Source organism: Streptomyces sp. NPDC028635 (genome assembly GCF_040637635.1).
Taxonomy (GTDB): domain Bacteria; phylum Actinomycetota; class Actinomycetes; order Streptomycetales; family Streptomycetaceae; genus Streptomyces.
In genome coordinates this window covers 170,272-188,783 of sequence record NZ_JBEZWX010000008.1, presented here as the reverse complement: position 1 = coordinate 188,783, position 18,512 = coordinate 170,272, and the positions used below count along the sequence as shown (strand labels likewise).

Genomic DNA, 18,512 nt, shown 5'->3' with positions numbered 1-18,512 from the left:
CCCCGGGACGCCTTAGGCCGTCCGCGCGCTGCCTTACGGCGGACCCGGGGACCCCCGGCCGGCGTCTAAGGCCCCCCACCGCGCGCAAGATGCGGAACTCTCCCGATGTGGCGGACCCCCCTGGGAGACGAGAGTTGAGGCATCGCAGCAAGCGAAGCCTCGACTCTCTTCCCGCAGGGGGACCACATGTACGAGTACGACATCCAGCAGGCCCGCGCCGCCGAGCTCATCCGCCGGGCCGACCAGGAGCGCCTGGCCCGCGAGGCCGTACGCGCCGACCGCGCCGCCCGCCGTGAAGCCGCCGCACGCACCAGCGAGGCCGAGGCGCATACCGGCCGCCCCCGCCGTCGCTGGTCCACCCGGGCCGCGTGAGCGGCGCGACGCCGGGTGCGGGGAACGGCCGTACGGGGGTCGGCCGCCCGCACCCGGCGACATCCACGCCGGCACTGTCACCCGGCACCACCGACACCGGCCTCCCGACGGGGCCGGTGTCCGGCGTTCCGGCGCCGAGGAGCCCGAAGGAGCCGTCGGTGCGGGCGGGCGGACCGGCCGGCGGCGCCGCCCCCGTCACCGTTCCCCGGACTCCGGCCGAGGGCACCGCGGGGCCCGCCGCGGGCGCGGTCGCTGCCCCGCCGGCCGGCCCCGGCGGCCCGGCGGCCGCTCTGCCCCCGGCGAAAACCGCTGCCCCGTTGTCAGCGCCCCGTGCGATGCTCTCCGGCGTGGAGACCAGGTCCGTCAGTCCGGTGTTCGTCGGTCGCACCGACGAGTTGGAGGCATTGCACGACGCGCTCGCCCGCGCCGCCACGGGCGAGCCGCAAGCCTTGCTCATCGCGGGGGAAGCCGGTGTGGGCAAGACGCGGCTGGTGGAGGAGTTCACCACCGCCGCAGGCCGGCGGGATGCCGTCGTCGCGCTCGGCGGCTGCGTCGAGATCGGCGCCGACGGCCTGCCGTTCGCCCCGTTCTCCGCCGCCCTGCGCGCCCTGCGCCGCGAACTGCCCGCCGACGTCGCCGCGGCGGCCGCCGGCCAGGAGGACGAACTGGCCCGGCTGCTGCCCGAACTCGGCGAGGCCGGCCCCGGCCGGCACGACGAGGAGGGCATGGCCCGCCTCTTCGAACTCACCGCCCGTCTGCTCCAGCAGATCGCCGCCGAACGGACCGTCGTCGTCGCCCTCGAGGACCTGCACTGGGCCGACGCCTCCACCCGTCACCTCCTCGCCTACCTGCTGCGCACCCTGCGCACCGGCCGCCTCGTCGTCCTCGGCACCTACCGCTCCGACGACATCCACCGCCGCCACCCCCTGCGGCCCCTCCTCGCCGAACTGGACCGGCTGCGCACCGTCCGCCGCCTGGACATCGCCCGCTTCACCCGCGACGAGGTCTGCCGCCAGGTCGCCGGCATCATCGCCGGTGAACCCGACCCGGACCAGGTCGACGACATCTTCGAACGCTCCGACGGCAACGCCTTCTTCGTCGAGGAACTCGCCGTCGCCGCCCACGCGGGCTGCTGCACCGGCCTCACGGACACCCTGCGCGATCTGCTCCTGGTCCGTGTCGAGGCGCTGTCCGAGAGCGCCCAGCGGGTCGTCCGGGTCGTCGCCGAGGGCGGCTCCACCGTCGAGTACCGGCTGATCGCCGCCGTCGCCTCGCTCGCCGAGGACGACCTCATCGAGGCCCTGCGCGCCGCCGTCAACGCCAGCATCCTCATCCCCACCCCGGCCGCCGACGGCTACCGCTTCCGCCACTCCCTGGTCCGCGAGGCCGTCAGCGACGACCTGCTCCCCGGCGAACGCTCCCGCCTCAACCGCCGTTACGCCGAGGCCCTGGAGAGCGACCCCACCCTCGTCCCCGCCGACCAGCGCGCCATGCGCCTGGCCAGCTACTGGTACCACGCGCACGACCCCGCCAAGGCGCTGCCCGCCGTCCTGGACGCCTCGGTCACCGCGCGCCGCCGTCACGCCTACAGCGAGCAACTCGGCCTGCTGGAGCGCGCGATGGAGCTGTGGGACGCCGTCCCCGAGGACGTACGCACGCACCTGCGGCCGCACGACCACGCCGAGGCCTACCCGGCCTGCGGCTGCGACCCCGCCACCACACCCCTGCGCTACCTCGACCTGATGGCCGAGGCGGCCGTGGCCGGACGCCTCTCCAGGGAACGCGAACGCGCCCTGAAGATCACCAAGCGGGCGCTGCGGCTGCTGGAGGACGACCCCGACCCGCTGCGCGCGGCCTGGTTCTGGAGCCAGCGCTCCCGCCTGGTGCAGTCCCTCGCCCGCGGCGACGGCTGGGCCGAACTGGCCACCGCGCAGGAGCTGGTGCGCGGCCTGCCGCCGTCCACCGTGCACGCCGAGGTGCTCACCGCCGTCGCCGGCTGGTCGATGCTGCACCAGCCGGGCGCCGAAGCGCTCGCGGCCGCCGAGCGGGCGGTGGAGTACGCGCGCATGGTGGACGCCCGCTCCATCGAGCTGAACGCGCGGCTCACCCTCGGCGGGCTCATGGTCGACTCCGGAGCCGTCGAGGACGGTCTCGCCGAGATGCGCCAGGTCATGGAGCGGGCGATCCAGGAGGGCGTGCCGCCCGTCGCCGGGCGCGCGTACATCAACCTGCCCTCCGAACTGGAGGCGGTCGGCCGCTCCCGGGAAGCCGCCGCCGTACTGCGCGAAGGGGCCGCCTACGCCCGGAAGTTCGGGCTGCTCGACTCCGAGTCATGGGTGTGGGGCAACCTCTCCGACTCGCTGTACTCGCTGGGGGAGTGGGACGGCGCCGCGCAGGCCGCGGAGAACGCCCTGCGCCGCGGACAGAGCGCCAAGCCGCAGGGCACGGGCGCGCTGTGCCTGGCGCATCTCGCGCTCGCCCGGGGTGATCTGGCCGAGGCGGAACGCCAACTGGCCGCCTCGCGAGGCCACTTCGGTTCGCACGACCCGATGCCCCAGCAGCGGCTGCCGCTGGCCCGCATCGCCCTCGGCGTGGCCGCGGCCCAGGGCCGCCTCCTCGACGCCCGCGCGGAACTCGAACGCGCCCTGGACGCCGGGACACCGCCCGGCACCCAGCGTTACGCCTGGCCCCTGCTGCTGGCGGCCGCCACCGCCGAGGCGGACGCGCTCACCTCGCCCGCGGCCGGGCCGGGCCGCGAGCGGACCCTCACCCGCATCCTCCAGGCCGTCAAGCAGCTCACGACGGCGGTCCCGATCTGGCAGGCACACGAGCAGTGGGTGCGCGCCGAAGTGCTGCGTGCCGAGGACCGGGCCACCCCGGACACCTGGTCACCGGTGGTCGCCGCCTTCGAGGCCCTGGAACGCCCCTACGACCTCGCCCGTGTCCGCCACCGCCTCGCCGAGTCCCTCGTCACCGTCGGCGGCGACGACGAGCGCGCCCGGGCCACCGAACTGCTCCGCCTGTCCCATGCCGTCGCCGACCACCTGGGCGCCCGCCCGCTGGCCGACGCCACCGCCCTGCTCGCCCGCCGCGCCCGGCTGCCCCTGACCGGCCCCGCACAGCCGGAAGCGGACTCCGCCGACCCGGCCGAGGCCCTCGGCCTCACCTCCCGCGAACGGGACGTACTGCGGCTGGTCTCGGCCGGCCGCACCAACCGCCAGATAGCCGAGGAACTGTTCATCTCACCGAAGACGGCCAGCGTCCACGTGTCCAACATCCTGGCCAAGCTCGGCGTCTCCGGACGCGGTGAGGCGGCGGCCGTGGCCCACCGGCTGGGCCTGTACGCCGAGGCCCTCCCTGTGCGCGCCGGGCGCTGAGACGTAGGGTGGAGACAACCGGCAGCGGGGAGGGGCGATGTTCAACGTCTTCGAGGAAGTGTTCGCGCCCGGCCGCAAGCACACCCGCGACGAGCAGAACCGGCTGGAGCTGACCCGGGAGGACGTCGGCGACGGCGACCCCGGACGCGGCCCGATAGACCTGGCGTCCGGCAAGGTGGTCGTCCGGCCGCCCAGCCCGGAGCAGGACGAGGAGTGAGGCCCCTCAGCCGACCCGCACCTCCAGGATCCGGTCGTCCCCGCTCTTCGGCTCACCACGGCCGTCGGTGTTGCTGGTGGTGACCCACAGCCTGTCGCCGCCGGCCGCGACCACCGTGCGCAGGCGCCCGTACTCACCCCGCAGGAAGTCCTGCGGCGCGGCGGACGCCCGCGTGCCCTTGAGCGGGATCCGCCACAGCCGCTCCCCCTTGAGCGCGGCCATCCACACACAGCCGTCCGCGTAGGCGATGCCGCTGGGCGAGGCGTCGTCGGTGCGCCACTGAGCGACCGGATCGACAAAGGCCCGATCTCCGGAACGCCCCTCGGCGCTAGGCCACCCGTAGTCGCCCCCCGGCTTGATCACGTTCAGCTCGTCCCAGGTGTCCTGCCCGAACTCCGAGGCGAACAGCCGCTGCTTGCCGTCCCAGGCGAGCCCCTGCACGTTCCGGTGCCCGTAGGAGTACACGGGGGAGTCGGGGAACGGATTCCCCGGCGCCGGCTCGCCCTCCGGCGTCATCCGCAGGATCTTCCCGCCCAGCGACTTCCGGTCCTGCGCCAGTCCCCGGTCGCCGGTCTCGCCCGTACCGGCGTAGAGCATCCGGTCCGGCCCGAAGGCGATCCGCCCCCCGTTGTGCACGACACCCTTGGGAATGCCCTTGAACACCGTGTCGGGCGCCCCCAGCTGGTCGCCCGCCGGCTTCCGGGCGTCGTAGATCATGCGGGCGATGCGGTTGTCCGAGGCGGAGGTGAAGTACGCGTAGATCATGTGGTCCGAGGCGTAGTCCGGGGACAGCGCGATGCCCAGCAGGCCGCCCTCGCCCTCCGCGGCGACCCCCGACACCTCACCCAGCTCGGTCTTCCTCCCGGTCCTGTCGTCGACCCGGGTGATCGTGCCTTTGTCCCGCGACGCCACCAGCAGACCACCGTCCGGCAGCGGAGCGAGTCCCCACGGCGAATCCAGCCCGGTCGCGACGGTACGCACGACCGTGGCGGTGCCCTTGGCGGGCGCGGCGGACTCCCCGGGCGCGCTCGGCGACGCCACCGCGCGACTCGGCGAGACGGCCGCCTGCGGCGGTTTGCCACCTGAGGAACAACCGGCAGCCCCCACGATCACGACGCCGGCCGCCAGAGCCGCCCCAACTCGCCCTCGCACGCTCCACTCCCTTCGCCGCCCCCTACTTCTTACGCACCCCACCCACCCAAGGTTCCCGCACCCGGGAACAGGACGCCCGGGCCCCGACGCCTACCGCCGGCCGGCGCCCCCACAGCCACGCGGGACGGCCACCCGCGACCACGCACGCCACGACGGCCCGCAGTCGCCGACGGCGGGAAGGGGCCGGGGTGGGGGGTGTCCGGCCGCAGCGGCCGGCACCGGCGGTGGGCGCCGTATGGAGTGACGGCCGGCCGGACCGAGGACGGACACCCCGCACCCCGGCCCCGCCGTGACCACCGGCCGCAGGCGAGACCGCAACCGACCACCGGACGGAAACGGGCCGCCGCAGGCACCAATAGGGGCGCGGGGAACGGCGCGACCAGCCACAACGCACCCCGCACAGGCCGCCGCAGGCAAAGGCGCCCAGCCACAACGCGTCGGCAGACGACAACGCCCCCGCGAAGGACAACGCCCCCGCGAAAGACAACGCACCCGCAGACGACAACGCCCCCCGAATGCCCCCTCAGTCCCAAGACCCCCGGGCCACGGGCAACGCCCCCAACTCCGCCAGATCCCCACCCGTCAAAGACACCCCCACCGCCCCCGCGTTCTCGGAGACCCACCGCTCCCGCTTGGCCCCCGGCACCGGCACCACATGCCGCCCCTGCGCCAGCACCCACGCCAGCGCCACCTGCGCCGGCGTCACCGACTCCCCGTGCCGCCGCGCAACCCTCCGCAGCCCCGCCACGATCGGCTGGTTCGCCGCCATCATCTCCGCCGTGAACCGCGGATGCCGCGCCCGCATGTCGTCCGGCTCGAACCCCTCGCCCGGCGTCAGCGTGCCCGTGAGGAAACCGTTCCCCAACGGCATCGCCGCCAGGAAGCCGACCCCCCGCGCCGCACACCACGGCAGCAGCTCCCGCACCGCCTCCGGCGACCACACCGACAGCTCCGCCTCGACCGCGCTCACCGGAAACACCTGCTGCACCCGCTCCAACTGCCGCAGCGTCCCCTCGTACAGCCCGCGCCGGCCACCGCCGCGCCGCCCGCCGCGCACCCCCACCGCGCACAGCCCGAGCGCCCGCACCTTCCCGGCCTGCACCAGCTCCGCCATCGCGCCCCACGTCTCCTCGACGGGCACCTCCGGGTCGGCACGGTGCAACTGGTAGAGGTCGATCACATCGGTCTGCAGCCGCCGCAGCGACGCGTCGCACGCCCGCTTCACATAGCCCGGCCGCCCGTTCGCCACGACGTGCTGATCACCGACGAGCAGCCCGACCTTCGTCGACACGAACGCGTCCGCCCGCCGCTCCTTCAGCACCCGCCCGAGCAGCAGCTCGTTGGTGAACGGCCCGTACATGTCCGCGGTGTCCAGCAGCGTCGAGCCCAGATCGAGCGCCCGGTGAACCGCCCTGACCGACTCCTCGCCCCGCTGCCGCGACCCGCTGTACGCCCAGCTCATCGGCATGCATCCGAGTCCGACGGCCCCCACGGAGAGTGCCGCCGCGCCGATCGTCCTGCGCTCCACCTGTGCGTGACCCTCCCTCTCCTGGCGTCCCCAACCTAACCTCTGCGCCCGCGGACACCTGACATAGCCTCCAGTCATGACTGCTGACGTGAGAGCCGACGTGTGGCTGCCCATCCCGCCCGAGGAGATCGAGGGCCTTCCCGAGGGGCCGGCCTACCGTTTCTGGAACGGCGAACCGGAGTTCCCCGCCGACCCGGCCGACTGCGCCTTCTACGTCGTGCCGTACATGAAGCCGAGCGGCGTCGGCGTGCGCCCGCTGCCCGAGATGCGCGGTGTCCAGGTCGTCCAGACGCTGTCCGCCGGCATCGACCACGTCCAGCCCGGCCTGCCCGCCCTGCGCCCCGGCGTCCGGCTGTGCAACGCCCGCGGCGTGCACGAGGCGAGCACCGCCGAGCTGACCCTCGCGCTCGTCCTGTCCTCCCTGCGCGGCATCCCCGACTTCGTGCGGGCGCAGGAACGAGGCGAGTGGCTCGGCGGCTTCCGCCCCGCGCTCGCCGACAAGACCGTCCTCATCGTCGGCTACGGCTCGATCGGCGCCGCGATCGAGGACCGGCTCGCGCCGTTCGAGCTCGCGCGGGTGGTGCGCGTCGCACGCTCCGCGCGCACCACGGAGCGCGGCCCCGTGCACCCGCTCACCGATCTGCCCGCCCTGCTGCCCGAGGCGGACGTCGTCGTGCTGTCCACCCCGCTCACCGACGCCACCCGGCACCTCGCCGACGCCGAGTTCCTGGCCCGGATGAAGGACGGCGCCCTGCTGGTCAACGTCGCGCGCGGCCCCGTCGTCGACACCAAGGCGCTGCTCGCGGAACTGGAGGGCGGCCGGATCACCGCGGCCTTGGACGTCACCGACCCGGAACCGCTGCCGCGCGACCACCCCCTGTGGCGTGCGCCCGGCGTGCTCATCAGCCCGCATGTCGGAGGCCCCACGTCCGCCTTCATGCCCCGCGCCAAGCGGCTGCTGGTCGACCAGTTGACCCGTTTCGTGAACCGCGAGCCGCTGCGCAACGTGATCCTCACGACGGGGGAGGACGCCGGCGCGTGACCGGCCCCGGAGGCCACACCGGCCTCACCCGCTCCGGTTCGGGTACCCTCCGCAGTCTCCCGAACGCGGGGCGTCGCCCCGTTCTCGCTGCTCGTCACGGAGCGTAGAGGAACTATGTCCCTGAGTGACGAGACTGGTGTATCGTCCCGACAGGGGCTGCGCCGCGCGCCGTTCGGCGCCGGGGATGGACATCTCAGAGTTGTGAGGGGGGCGACGGGCGATGTACGGCCTTTGGGCGGACGACCCGACGCTGTCGGACCGCCGACGACGACCCTGGCGCACGGCGGCACGCGCAGGGGGCCACCACGCCGACCACACCACGCACAAGAGCCGAACCGGCCATGGCGGCCTCAAGGGCCGCCACCCCGGCGGCGCTCCGCACCAGGGCGGCGGCCGGCGCGGCCACCGGGGCCACCACAGCCGGCACGCCCCGCACTCCCGCAGGCCCGGCGCCCGCAGGAGGAACGCCCACCCACCGCACCGGGACCCCCGGGACCCGGGAACGGCGCGGACCGGGAGGCCACGGTGAGCTCGCCCCCGCCCTCCGTGACCACCCTGGACGGCGCGCTGCGGACGCCGCCGCCCGCGCCCGCGCCGCCTGCGCGCCCGGCGGCCGGTGACGGCCCGCGCAACCTCGTCCACCAGCTGTTCCTGGCCCTCGTCTGCGCGGCGTACGCCGTCGGCTCCGCGTTCGACTGGGGCTCGCACGAACTCGCTCTGATCATGGGCGACTTCGGGCTCGCCGTCGCGGCGGGCGCGGCGTCGGTCTCCTGCTTCTTCTACGCCCGCATCCGCCGGGTCCGCTTCCGGCCCGCCTGGATGCTGTTCGCCTTCTCCTCGGCCATGGCCGCCCTCGGCAACGGCGTGTGGGGCTGGTACGAGGTCGTGCTGGACCGGCCCGTGCCCAGCCCGTCCATCGCCGACCTGTTCTTCCTGCTCTTCGCGCCGCCCGCCATCGTCGGTCTGCTGGTGCTGGCCAAGCGGCCGGTGTCGAAGGCCGGTTGGGTGTGCCTGGCGCTGGACGCCTGGCTGATCGCCGGCTCGCTGCTGACCCTGGCCTGGAGCCTCGCGCTCGCCCAGGCGGCGAAGTTCGACGGCCCCAGCGTCACCCACGCGGCTCTGTCGCTGGCGTACCCGCTGCTGGACATCGCGCTGGTCAGCATGGTGCTCGTGCTGCACTTCCGGCGTTCGGCGGTGAACCGCACGGCCGTCAACACGGCGATCGGCGCGCTCGCCCTGACGGTGATGTGCGACGCGCTGTTCACCTCGCCGCTGCTGCACAACAGCTACCGCTCGGGCCAACTGCTCGACGCGGGCTGGTTCGCCGGCTCGCTGCTGCTCGCCTACGCCCCCTGGGCCGCGCCCCGGCACCCGCGCGTGAAGGCCGCCCACGGGCACACCCGCGTGGTCCACGAGCACCTGCCCGCCGGCCGGCGCGGCGAGCACCCGGCGGGCCGACGCGGCGAGTACCCCGGCGAGCACCGGCCCGGCGGGCAGCGCGGCGGCCACCACCCGGCACCCGAGGACCACGCGGCCGCCCTCACGGCGACGGCGCCCGTCCCCGGGAGCGCGCCGCCCGGGTCCGCCCCGGCCGGCGACCACGGCCGCTACCCGGGCACCCGGCCCATCACCGGCTCCCTCGCCGCGCTCACGCCGTACCTCGCGGCAGCGGTGTGCACGCTGGGGATCCTCTACAACGTCCTCAACGGCCACAGCGTCTCGCGCGTGGTGCTGCTGACCGGCGGCACGGTCGTGCTCGCGCTGGTGGTCCGCCAGGGCATCATGCTGCTGGACAACATCACCCTCACCCAGGAGCTGGCGCAGAAGGAGAACCACTTCCGCTCCCTGGTGCAGGGCTCCAGCGACGTCATCATGATCGCCGCGCCCAGCGGCATCCTGAGGTACGTCTCCCCGGCCGCCGCCGGCGTCTACGGCCGTCCGGCCGAGGACCTGGTGGGCACGGAACTGGCCGGCCTGATCCATCCCGAGGACCTGGGGTGCGTGGTGCACGAGGTGCGCCGCTTCCTCGCCGCCAACCCGCAGGACGAGCCCACCACCCGCATCGAGTGCCGCTTCCGCTCCGGCGACGGCGGCTGGCTCAACGTCGAGTCGACCGTCAACCGCCACCAGGGCGGCCTGATCTTCAACAGCCGGGACGTCACCGAGCGCGTACGCCTGCAGGCACAGCTCCAGCACAACGCCGAGCACGACCCGCTCACCGACCTGCCCAACCGCTCGCTGTTCACCCGGCGCGTGCAGCAGGCGCTGTCCGGCCGCCGCTCCAGCGACCGCGGGCTCGCGCTGCGCAACACCGCGGTGCTCTTCATCGACCTCGACGGCTTCAAGGCCGTCAACGACACCATCGGCCACCAGGCCGGCGACGAACTGCTCGTGCAGGCCGCCCGAAGACTGCAGGACGCGGTCCGGCAGGGGGACACCGCGTCCCGGCTCGGCGGCGACGAGTTCGCCGCGCTGATCGCCGGCGACGGCACTCGCGACCGTACGGAGCGGGAGCGCCACATCCTGGAGCTCGCCGACCGCCTCAGGGTCACGCTCTCGCAGCCGTACGAGATCGACGGCGGCGACGTCCGGGTCGCCGCCTCCATCGGCGTCGCCTTCGCCGAGCCGGGCCTCGGCGCCGGTGAGCTGCTGCGCAACGCCGATCTCGCGATGTACCGGGCCAAGGCGGGCGGCAAGGGCCGCGTCGAGCTGTACCGGCCGCAGATGCAGCAGGACGTCGTGCGCAAGGCGGAGCTGGCGGGCCGGCTCAGGGCGGCGCTGCACGACGGCGAGTTCTGTCTGCTGCACCAGCCGGTGGTGCGGCTGGAGGACGGCCGGATCACGGCGGTGTCCGCGCAGGCGCGCTGGCGTTCCTCGCAGGGCGTGCTGTTCACGCCCGCCGAGTTCCTGCGGGTCGCGGAGGACAGCGACAAGACCGCCGAGCTGGGCCGCTGGATGCTCCAGGAGGCCGTCGAGCAGGCGGCCGAGCGCACCGGTTCCGGCCGCGCCGTACCGGTGGCCGTGCGGGTCTCGGCGCGCCGGCTGCTGGACCGCTCGATGCCGCTCGGCTCGATCGAGGCCCTGCTGACGCGGCACGGGCTGCCCTCGGGAGCCCTGGTGATCGAACTGGCCGACCTCGACCCCCGGGTGCCGCTGGAGGAGCTGGAGCGGCGTCTGGCGGCCCTCAAGCGGCTCGGCGTGCGCATCGCCCTGGACGGTTTCGGCAGCGGCTACGCGGCCATCACGGCGCTCAGGCGTCTGCCCGTCGACGTGCTGAAGCTGGACCGCGGTCTGGTCGAGGGGATCGTGGAGTCCGCCCGGCTGCACAAGATCACCGGTGGGCTGCTGCGGATCGCCGCCGACCTCGGGCTGCAGTCCGTCGCGGAGGGGGTGGACCTCCCCGAACAGGTCGTCGCCCTGCGCGCGATGGGCTGCACCCACGGCCAGGGCATGGCCTTCGCCGGACCGCTGGACGAGTACCGGCTGCGCAGAGCGCTCACTTCCGGCCACTGCCCGGTGCCGCACGGACCCGCCGAGCCGGCCTTCGCGGGCGGATTTCGCGCAGGTGTTCCGGCCGTTCTCGGAGGCGGGACGGCGTTGCGCTCACATAATGAGACTCCCGTCCCACCCACTTGACACCGGGTGCGTGCCGGGGGGAGGGTCAGTGCCATGCGCACCCGAATTCTCGTACTTGGACAGCGCGTCGGCTGACGCTGAGCCCTGATCGCTCAGCGACCCCCACCCGGCGCGCTCCCCTCGCTTGCCTTACGGCACGAGGGGTTTTTTGTTGCACAGGCAGCAAACGCACACCGCCCAAACTTCGCAAAAACCCTCAGCATCGAGAAGAGAATGCCGATGACCGAGCAGGCCACCGGGGCCCATCATCCGCAGCCGCGGCCCCGTTCCGGAGGACAGCAGCCTTCGCCCGTCGAGCACGTCACGGGTGCGCAGTCCCTCATCCGCTCCCTCGAGGAGGTCGGCGCGGACACGGTATTCGGCATTCCGGGCGGTGCGATCCTTCCCGCCTACGACCCGCTGATGGACTCCACCCGGGTGCGCCACGTCCTGGTCCGCCACGAGCAGGGCGCCGGCCACGCCGCCACCGGCTACGCGCAGGCCACCGGCAAGGTCGGCGTCTGCATGGCCACCTCGGGCCCCGGCGCCACCAACCTGGTCACCCCGATCGCGGACGCGCACATGGACTCCGTGCCGATGGTCGCGATCACCGGCCAGGTCGCGTCCACCTCGATCGGCACGGACGCCTTCCAGGAGGCGGACATCGTCGGCATCACCATGCCGATCACCAAGCACAACTTCCTCGTCACCAAGGCCGAGGACATCCCGCGGGTCATCGCGCAGGCGTTCCACATCGCCTCCACCGGCCGCCCGGGCCCGGTCCTGGTCGACATCTCCAAGGACGCCCTCCAGGCGAAGACCACCTTCACCTGGCCGCCCACCATGGACCTGCCCGGCTACCGCCCGGTGACCAAGCCGCACGCCAAGCAGATCCGCGAGGCCGCCAAGCTCATCACCGCCGCGAAGCGCCCCGTCCTCTACGTCGGCGGCGGCGTGCTGAAGGCCCAGGCCACCGCCGAGCTGAAGGTCCTCGCCGAACTGACCGGAGCGCCCGTCACCACCACCCTGATGGCGCTCGGCGCGTTCCCCGACAGCCACCCGCTGCACGTGGGAATGCCGGGCATGCACGGTGCGGTCACCGCCGTCACCGCGCTGCAGAAGGCCGACCTGATCGTCGCCCTCGGTGCCCGCTTCGACGACCGTGTCACCGGCAAGCTGGACAGCTTCGCGCCGTACGCGAAGATCGTCCACGCCGACATCGACCCGGCCGAGATCGGCAAGAACCGCGCCGCCGACGTGCCGATCGTGGGCGACGCCCGTGAGGTCATCGCCGACCTGATCCAGGCCGTGCAGAAGGAGCACAGCGAGGGCAACCAGGGCGACTACAGCGCCTGGTGGAAGGACCTCAGCCGCTGGCGCGACACCTACCCGCTGGGCTACGACCACCCCGAGGACGGCTCGCTGTCCCCGCAGCAGGTCATCGAGCGCATCGGCCGGCTCGCCCCGGAGGGCACGATCTTCGCGGCGGGCGTCGGCCAGCACCAGATGTGGGCCGCGCACTTCGTCAAGTACGAGAAGCCCGCGACCTGGCTGAACTCCGGCGGCGCCGGAACCATGGGCTACGCCGTCCCGGCCGCCATGGGCGCCAAGGCCGGCGTGCCCGACCGGACGGTGTGGGCCATCGACGGCGACGGCTGCTTCCAGATGACCAATCAGGAGCTCACCACCTGCGCCCTGAACGGCATCCCGATCAAGGTCGCCATCATCAACAACGGCGCCCTCGGCATGGTCCGCCAGTGGCAGACGCTGTTCTACAACCAGCGCTACTCCAACACCGTCCTGCACTCCGGCCCGGAGCACGACGGCATCGAGCCCGCCCAGGGCACCCGCGTCCCCGACTTCGTCAAGCTGTCGGAGGCCATGGGCTGCCACGCGATCCGCTGCGAGGACCCCGCCGACCTCGACAAGGTCATCGAAGAGGCGAACTCCATCAACGACCGCCCGGTCGTCATCGACTTCATCGTCCACCAGGACGCCATGGTCTGGCCGATGGTCGCCGCCGGCACCTCCAACGACGAGATCATGGCCGCCCGGGACGTCCGCCCCGACTTCGGCGACAACGAAGACGACTGACGGCAAGGAAGAGCAGAAACCATGTCCAAGCACACGCTCTCCGTCCTGGTGGAGAACACGCCGGGCATCCTCGCCCGCATCGCCGCCCTGTTCTCCCGGCGCGGCTTCAACATCGACTCGCTCGCGGTCGGCGTCACCGAGCACCCCGACATCTCCCGCATCACGATCGTGGTCGGTGTCGAGGAGCTGCCGCTGGAGCAGGTGACCAAGCAGCTCAACAAGCTGGTCAACGTGCTCAAGATCGTCGAGCTGGAGCCGTCGCAGGCCGTGCAGCGCGAACTCGTCCTGGTGAAGGTGCGCGCCGACAACGAGACGCGCTCCCAGATCGTCGAGATCGTCCAGCTCTTCCGCGCCAAGACCGTCGACGTCTCCCCGGACGCCGTCACCATCGAGGCCACCGGCTCCAGCGACAAGCTGTCCGCGATGCTGAAGATGCTCGAGCCGTACGGCATCAAGGAACTCGTGCAGTCCGGCACGATCGCCATCGGCCGCGGCGCCCGTTCGATCACGGACCGGTCGCTGCGCGCCCTGGACCGGTCGGCGTAAGGCCGGATTCGGGCGGCCGGGTGACACCGGCCGCCCGTATACCGAGACCCCGAAACTTCCCCTCCCCCCGCCGTCATACGGTGGGACGCAACACCCGTACACAAGGAGAGAACCCAAAGTGGCCGAGCTGTTCTACGACGCCGACGCCGACCTGTCCATCATCCAGGGCCGCAAGGTCGCGGTCATCGGTTACGGCAGCCAGGGCCACGCCCACGCGCTGTCGCTGCGTGACTCGGGTGTCGACGTGCGTGTCGGTCTGCACGAGGGCTCCAAGTCCAAGGCCAAGGCCGAGGAGCAGGGCCTGCGCGTGGTGACCCCGGCCGAGGCCGCCGCCGAGGCCGACGTCATCATGATCCTGATCCCGGACCCGATCCAGGCCCAGGTCTACGAGGAGTCCATCGCTCCCAACCTGTCGGACGGCAAGGCGCTGTTCTTCGCCCACGGCTTCAACATCCGCTTCGGCTTCATCAAGCCCCCGGCCGGCGTGGACGTCGCCCTGGTCGCCCCGAAGGGCCCGGGCCACCTGGTGCGCCGCCAGTACGAGGAGGGCCGCGGCGTCCCCGCGATCGCCGCCGTCGAGCAGGACGCCACCGGCAACGCCTTCGCGCTGGCCCTGTCGTACGCCAAGGCCATCGGCGGCACCCGCGCGGGTGTCATCAAGACGACCTTCACCGAGGAGACCGAGACCGACCTGTTCGGTGAGCAGGCCGTGCTCTGCGGCGGCACCTCCGCCCTGGTGAAGGCCGGCTTCGAGACCCTGGTCGAGGCGGGCTACCAGCCGGAGATCGCCTACTTCGAGTGCCTGCACGAGCTGAAGCTGATCGTGGACCTCATGTACGAGGGCGGCCTGGAGAAGATGCGCTGGTCCGTCTCCGAGACCGCCGAGTGGGGCGACTACGTCACCGGCCCGCGCATCATCACCGACGCCACCAAGGCCGAGATGAAGCAGGTCCTCGCCGAGATCCAGGACGGCACCTTCGCCCGGACCTGGATGGACGAGTACCACGGCGGTCTGAAGAAGTACAACGAGTACAAGAACGCCGACGCCGAGCACCTGCTGGAGACCACCGGCAAGCAGCTGCGCAAGCTGATGAGCTGGGTGAACGAGGAGGCGTAAGCCTCGGACGAAGGGGCCGGAGCGAGACCGCTTCGGCCCCTTCGGCGAACCTCGGGTAACGTCGGTGACACGGCGTTGTCCACCCCGTCCAGCCACGGATGGGTGATCCTTCCGCGGAGGCGCATTACGGCCCCCGCCGCGCCACTAGACTGCTGCACAACACGCGTCAGGCCCACAGCGTCGTGCGTCTTCCGCGGTAGCCCCCCTCCACCGCCTGCGGCCGTCGGGACGGCCGTCCGCATCGCACATGTGAGGACTCACGTGAGCTCGAAACCCGTCGTACTCATCGCTGAAGAGCTGTCGCCCGCCACCGTCGACGCCCTCGGTCCGGACTTCGAGATCCGGCACTGCAACGGCGCGGACCGCGCCGAACTGCTGCCGGCCATCGCCGAGGTGGACGCGATCCTGATCCGCTCGGCCACCAAGGTCGACGCCGAGGCCATCGCCGCCGCGCGCAAGCTCAAGGTCGTCGCCCGCGCCGGCGTCGGCCTGGACAACGTCGACGTCTCCGCCGCCACCAAGGCCGGCGTGATGGTCGTCAACGCCCCCACCTCCAACATCGTGACCGCCGCCGAACTGGCCTGCGGTCTCATCGTCGCCACCGCCCGTCACATCCCGCAGGCCAACGCCGCGCTGAAGAACGGCGAGTGGAAGCGGAGCAAGTACACGGGCGTGGAGCTGGCCGAGAAGACCCTCGGTGTCGTCGGCCTCGGCCGCATCGGCGCGCTCGTCGCCCAGCGCATGTCCGGCTTCGGCATGAAGGTCGTCGCCTACGACCCCTACGTGCAGCCGGCGCGCGCCGCGCAGATGGGCGTCAAGGTCCTCTCCCTGGACGAGCTGCTCGAGGTCTCCGACTTCATCACCGTCCACCTGCCGAAGACCCCGGAGACGCTCGGCCTGATCGGCGACGAGGCCCTGCGCAAGGTCAAGCCGAGCGTGCGGATCATCAACGCCGCGCGCGGCGGCATCGTCGACGAGCAGGCCCTGTACTCCGCCCTCAAGGAGGGCCGGGTCGCCGGTGCCGGTCTCGACGTGTACGCCAAGGAGCCCTGCACGGACTCCCCGCTGTTCGAGTTCGACCAGGTCGTGTGCACCCCGCACCTCGGCGCGTCGACCGACGAGGCCCAGGAGAAGGCGGGCATCGCCGTCGCCAAGTCCGTCCGCCTCGCGCTCGCCGGTGAGCTGGTCCCGGACGCGGTGAACGTCCAGGGCGGTGTCATCGCCGAGGACGTCAAGCCCGGTCTGCCGCTCGCCGAGCGCCTCGGCCGCATCTTCACCGCGCTCGCGGGTGAGGTCGCGGTCCGCCTCGACGTCGAGGTGTACGGCGAGATCACCCAGCACGACGTGAAGGTGCTCGAGCTGTCCGCGCTCAAGGGTGTCTTCGAGGACGTCGTCGACGAGACGGTCTCCTACGTCAACGCCCCGCTGTTCGCGCAGGAGCGCGGCGTCGAGGTCCGCCTGACCACCAGCTCGGAGTCGGCCGACCACCGCAACGTCGTCACCGTGCGCGGCACGCTGGGCACCGGCGAGGAGGTGTCGGTCTCCGGCACGCTGGCCGGCCCCAAGCACGTCCAGAAGATCGTCGCGGTCGGCGACTACGACGTGGACCTGGCGCTCGCCGAGCACATGGTGGTGCTGAAGTACGAGGACCGTCCGGGTGTCGTCGGCACCGTCGGCCGCATCCTCGGCGAGGCCGGCATCAACATCGCCGGCATGCAGGTCGCCCGTGCGGCGGTCGGCGGCGAGGCGCTGGCCGTCCTCACCGTCGACGACACCGTGCCCGCGGGTGTGCTGACCGAGGTCGCCGCGGAGATCGGTGCCACCTCGGCCCGTTCGGTGAACCTGGTCTGATCCACCTGGTCCGTTTCTGCCGCAACGCCGGGTGGGGCTGAGGGAAACCTCAGCCCCACCCGGCGTTCGTGCGCGGTCAGGCGGCCATGTCGACCTCCGCCTGCTCCCGCACCCGTACGCCCCGCAGGGTGACGGCGGCGGCCACACCCGCCCCCGCGAGCAGTACCGCGCCCGCGATCGCCGCGCCCTGCATCCCCTGGGTGAACGCCTCCCGGGCCACCGCCGCGAGTCCCGGCACCTTCCCGGCGACGGCCAGGGCGCCGCCCAGGGTCTCGCGGGCCGCGTCCGGCGCCGAGGCCGGGATGCCGTGGCGGTAGACCGCCGTTCCGATGGAGCCGAGCACGGCCATCCCGAGCGCACCGCCGAACTCGGCGCCGGTCTCCAGCAGGGAGGAGGCGGAACCCGCCCGCTCGGCCGGGGCGGTGCCCAGCGCGAGATCGGTCATCTGGGAGATCACCATGACGATTCCGGAGGCCAGCACCCCGCACGCGGCCAGGACCAGCCACATCGAGTCGGTGCCGGCGAGGGCCAGCATGCCGTAGCCGGCGGCGCCGACGAGGAAGCCCGCGGTGACGACGTACGCCCGCTGGACGCCCTTCTGCACCAAGGCGGTCGCCAGCGGCGCCGCCATGCCGATCGGCACCGACGGCAGCAGCGCCCACAGGGCCGCCTCCATCGCGCTCTTGCCGAGCACCGACTGCAGGTACTGCGTGGTGAAGAAGGCCGAGCCCATCATCCCGAAGGACGACACCAGGTTGAGGACGACGGCCGGTGCGAAGCCCCGGCCCCGGAACAGCTCCGGCGAGATCATCGGTGACACGGCCGTGCGCTGGCGGTGGGCGAAGAGCACGGCGAAGAGCAGTCCGACGGTGATCGAGACGACGTACCCCGTGTGCCAGCCCTCGGACGGGATCTCCTTGAGGCCGTAGATCACGGGCAGCACCGCGGCCATGGACAGCGGCACGGACACCCAGTCGAAGCGGCCGGGCTCGGGGTTCTTCGACTCGGGCAGCAGGACGGGGCCGAGGATCAGCAGCAGGGCCATCGCGGGCAGGTTGACCAGGAAGACCGAGCCCCACCAGAAGTACTGGACGAGGACGCCGCTGAGCACCGAGCCGAGTGCGATGCCGCCCGTCATCACACCGGACCACATCCCGATCGCCTTCGCGCGCTGCCCGGGGTCGGTGAACATCGTGCGGACGATCGCCATGGTGGACGGCATCAGGGTGGCCCCGCCGATACCGAGGACGGCTCGGGCCGCGATCAGGGTCCCGGCGCTGTCCGCGTACGCGGCGACCAGTGAGGCGGCGCCGAACGCGGCCGCGCCGATCAGCAGCAGCCGGCGGCGGCCGATGCGGTCGCCCAGCGAACCCATCGTCATCAGCAGGCCGGCCAGCACGAACGCGTAGATGTCGAAGATCCACAGCTGCTGGGTGCCGCTCGGCTCCAGATCGGCGCTGATCGCGGGGATCGCGAAGTACAGCACGGAGACATCCATCGAGACCAGCAGCAGCGGAAGCATCAGGACGCCGAGGGCGGTCCATTCACGGCGTCCGGCCCGGGCGGCCGGGAGCGGGGTGGTGCTCGTCGGGTTCGTCATG

Annotated in this window: 12 protein-coding genes; 9 read left to right on the top strand and 3 right to left on the bottom strand. The window is 72.7% G+C overall.

Annotated features, from left to right (window positions below; genetic code table 11):
• Positions 1-186: 186 nt before the first annotated feature.
• The 3 genes from AB0E88_RS11845 (at position 187) to AB0E88_RS11835 (ending at position 3,966) form a co-directional block, all read left to right on the top strand.
• Entirely contained in the window at positions 187-372 is a 186-nt protein-coding gene (locus tag AB0E88_RS11845) for a hypothetical protein (RefSeq protein ID WP_361627847.1), read from the top strand.
• Positions 373-707: 335 nt separating this feature from the next.
• On the top strand, positions 708-3,749 hold the full coding sequence (locus tag AB0E88_RS11840) for an AAA family ATPase (protein WP_361628030.1): 3,042 nt from the start codon (positions 708-710) through the stop codon (positions 3,747-3,749).
• A 37-nt stretch (positions 3,750-3,786) separates the two neighbouring features.
• Positions 3,787-3,966 (top strand): DUF6191 domain-containing protein, encoded by a 180-nt coding sequence (locus AB0E88_RS11835; RefSeq protein ID WP_361627844.1) that lies wholly within the window; start codon positions 3,787-3,789, stop codon positions 3,964-3,966.
• Positions 3,967-3,972: 6 nt separating this feature from the next.
• Here the strand turns inward: AB0E88_RS11835 and AB0E88_RS11830 are convergent, their stop codons facing one another.
• The gene (locus AB0E88_RS11830) at positions 3,973-5,118 is read right to left on the bottom strand and encodes a PQQ-dependent sugar dehydrogenase (protein ID WP_361627841.1); all 1,146 of its coding nucleotides are present in this window, start codon (positions 5,116-5,118) and stop codon (positions 3,973-3,975) included.
• Positions 5,119-5,641: 523 nt separating this feature from the next.
• Positions 5,642-6,646 carry an aldo/keto reductase gene (locus AB0E88_RS11825; protein WP_361627838.1) on the bottom strand — a complete coding sequence of 335 codons (1,005 nt, stop codon included), beginning with the start codon at positions 6,644-6,646 and terminating at the stop codon, positions 5,642-5,644.
• 76 nt (positions 6,647-6,722) lie between these two features.
• On the opposite strand from AB0E88_RS11825, the gene AB0E88_RS11820 reads away from it, so the two are divergent.
• From AB0E88_RS11820 to serA, 6 genes are all read left to right on the top strand, one after another.
• Positions 6,723-7,688 carry a 2-hydroxyacid dehydrogenase gene (locus AB0E88_RS11820; protein WP_361627835.1) on the top strand — a complete coding sequence of 322 codons (966 nt, stop codon included), beginning with the start codon at positions 6,723-6,725 and terminating at the stop codon, positions 7,686-7,688.
• A 525-nt stretch (positions 7,689-8,213) separates the two neighbouring features.
• The gene (locus tag AB0E88_RS11815; RefSeq protein ID WP_361627832.1) at positions 8,214-11,324 is read left to right on the top strand and encodes an EAL domain-containing protein; all 3,111 of its coding nucleotides are present in this window, start codon (positions 8,214-8,216) and stop codon (positions 11,322-11,324) included.
• 213 nt (positions 11,325-11,537) lie between these two features.
• Positions 11,538-13,397 carry an acetolactate synthase large subunit gene (locus AB0E88_RS11810; protein WP_361627829.1) on the top strand — a complete coding sequence of 620 codons (1,860 nt, stop codon included), beginning with the start codon at positions 11,538-11,540 and terminating at the stop codon, positions 13,395-13,397.
• A gap of 21 nt (positions 13,398-13,418) precedes the next feature.
• The gene (gene ilvN / locus AB0E88_RS11805) at positions 13,419-13,943 is read left to right on the top strand and encodes an acetolactate synthase small subunit (protein ID WP_361627826.1); all 525 of its coding nucleotides are present in this window, start codon (positions 13,419-13,421) and stop codon (positions 13,941-13,943) included.
• 118 nt (positions 13,944-14,061) lie between these two features.
• A complete protein-coding gene (gene ilvC / locus AB0E88_RS11800) occupies positions 14,062-15,060 on the top strand; it encodes a ketol-acid reductoisomerase (RefSeq protein WP_361627823.1) in 999 nt (332 codons plus the stop codon).
• Between the two features lie 261 nt (positions 15,061-15,321).
• On the top strand, positions 15,322-16,911 hold the full coding sequence (serA, locus tag AB0E88_RS11795; protein WP_361627820.1) for a phosphoglycerate dehydrogenase: 1,590 nt from the start codon (positions 15,322-15,324) through the stop codon (positions 16,909-16,911).
• 76 nt (positions 16,912-16,987) lie between these two features.
• Here the strand turns inward: serA and AB0E88_RS11790 are convergent, their stop codons facing one another.
• Complete coding sequence (locus tag AB0E88_RS11790) at positions 16,988-18,511, bottom strand: MFS transporter (RefSeq protein ID WP_361627817.1); 1,524 nt, start codon at positions 18,509-18,511, stop codon at positions 16,988-16,990.
• Position 18,512: the final 1 nt, after the last annotated feature.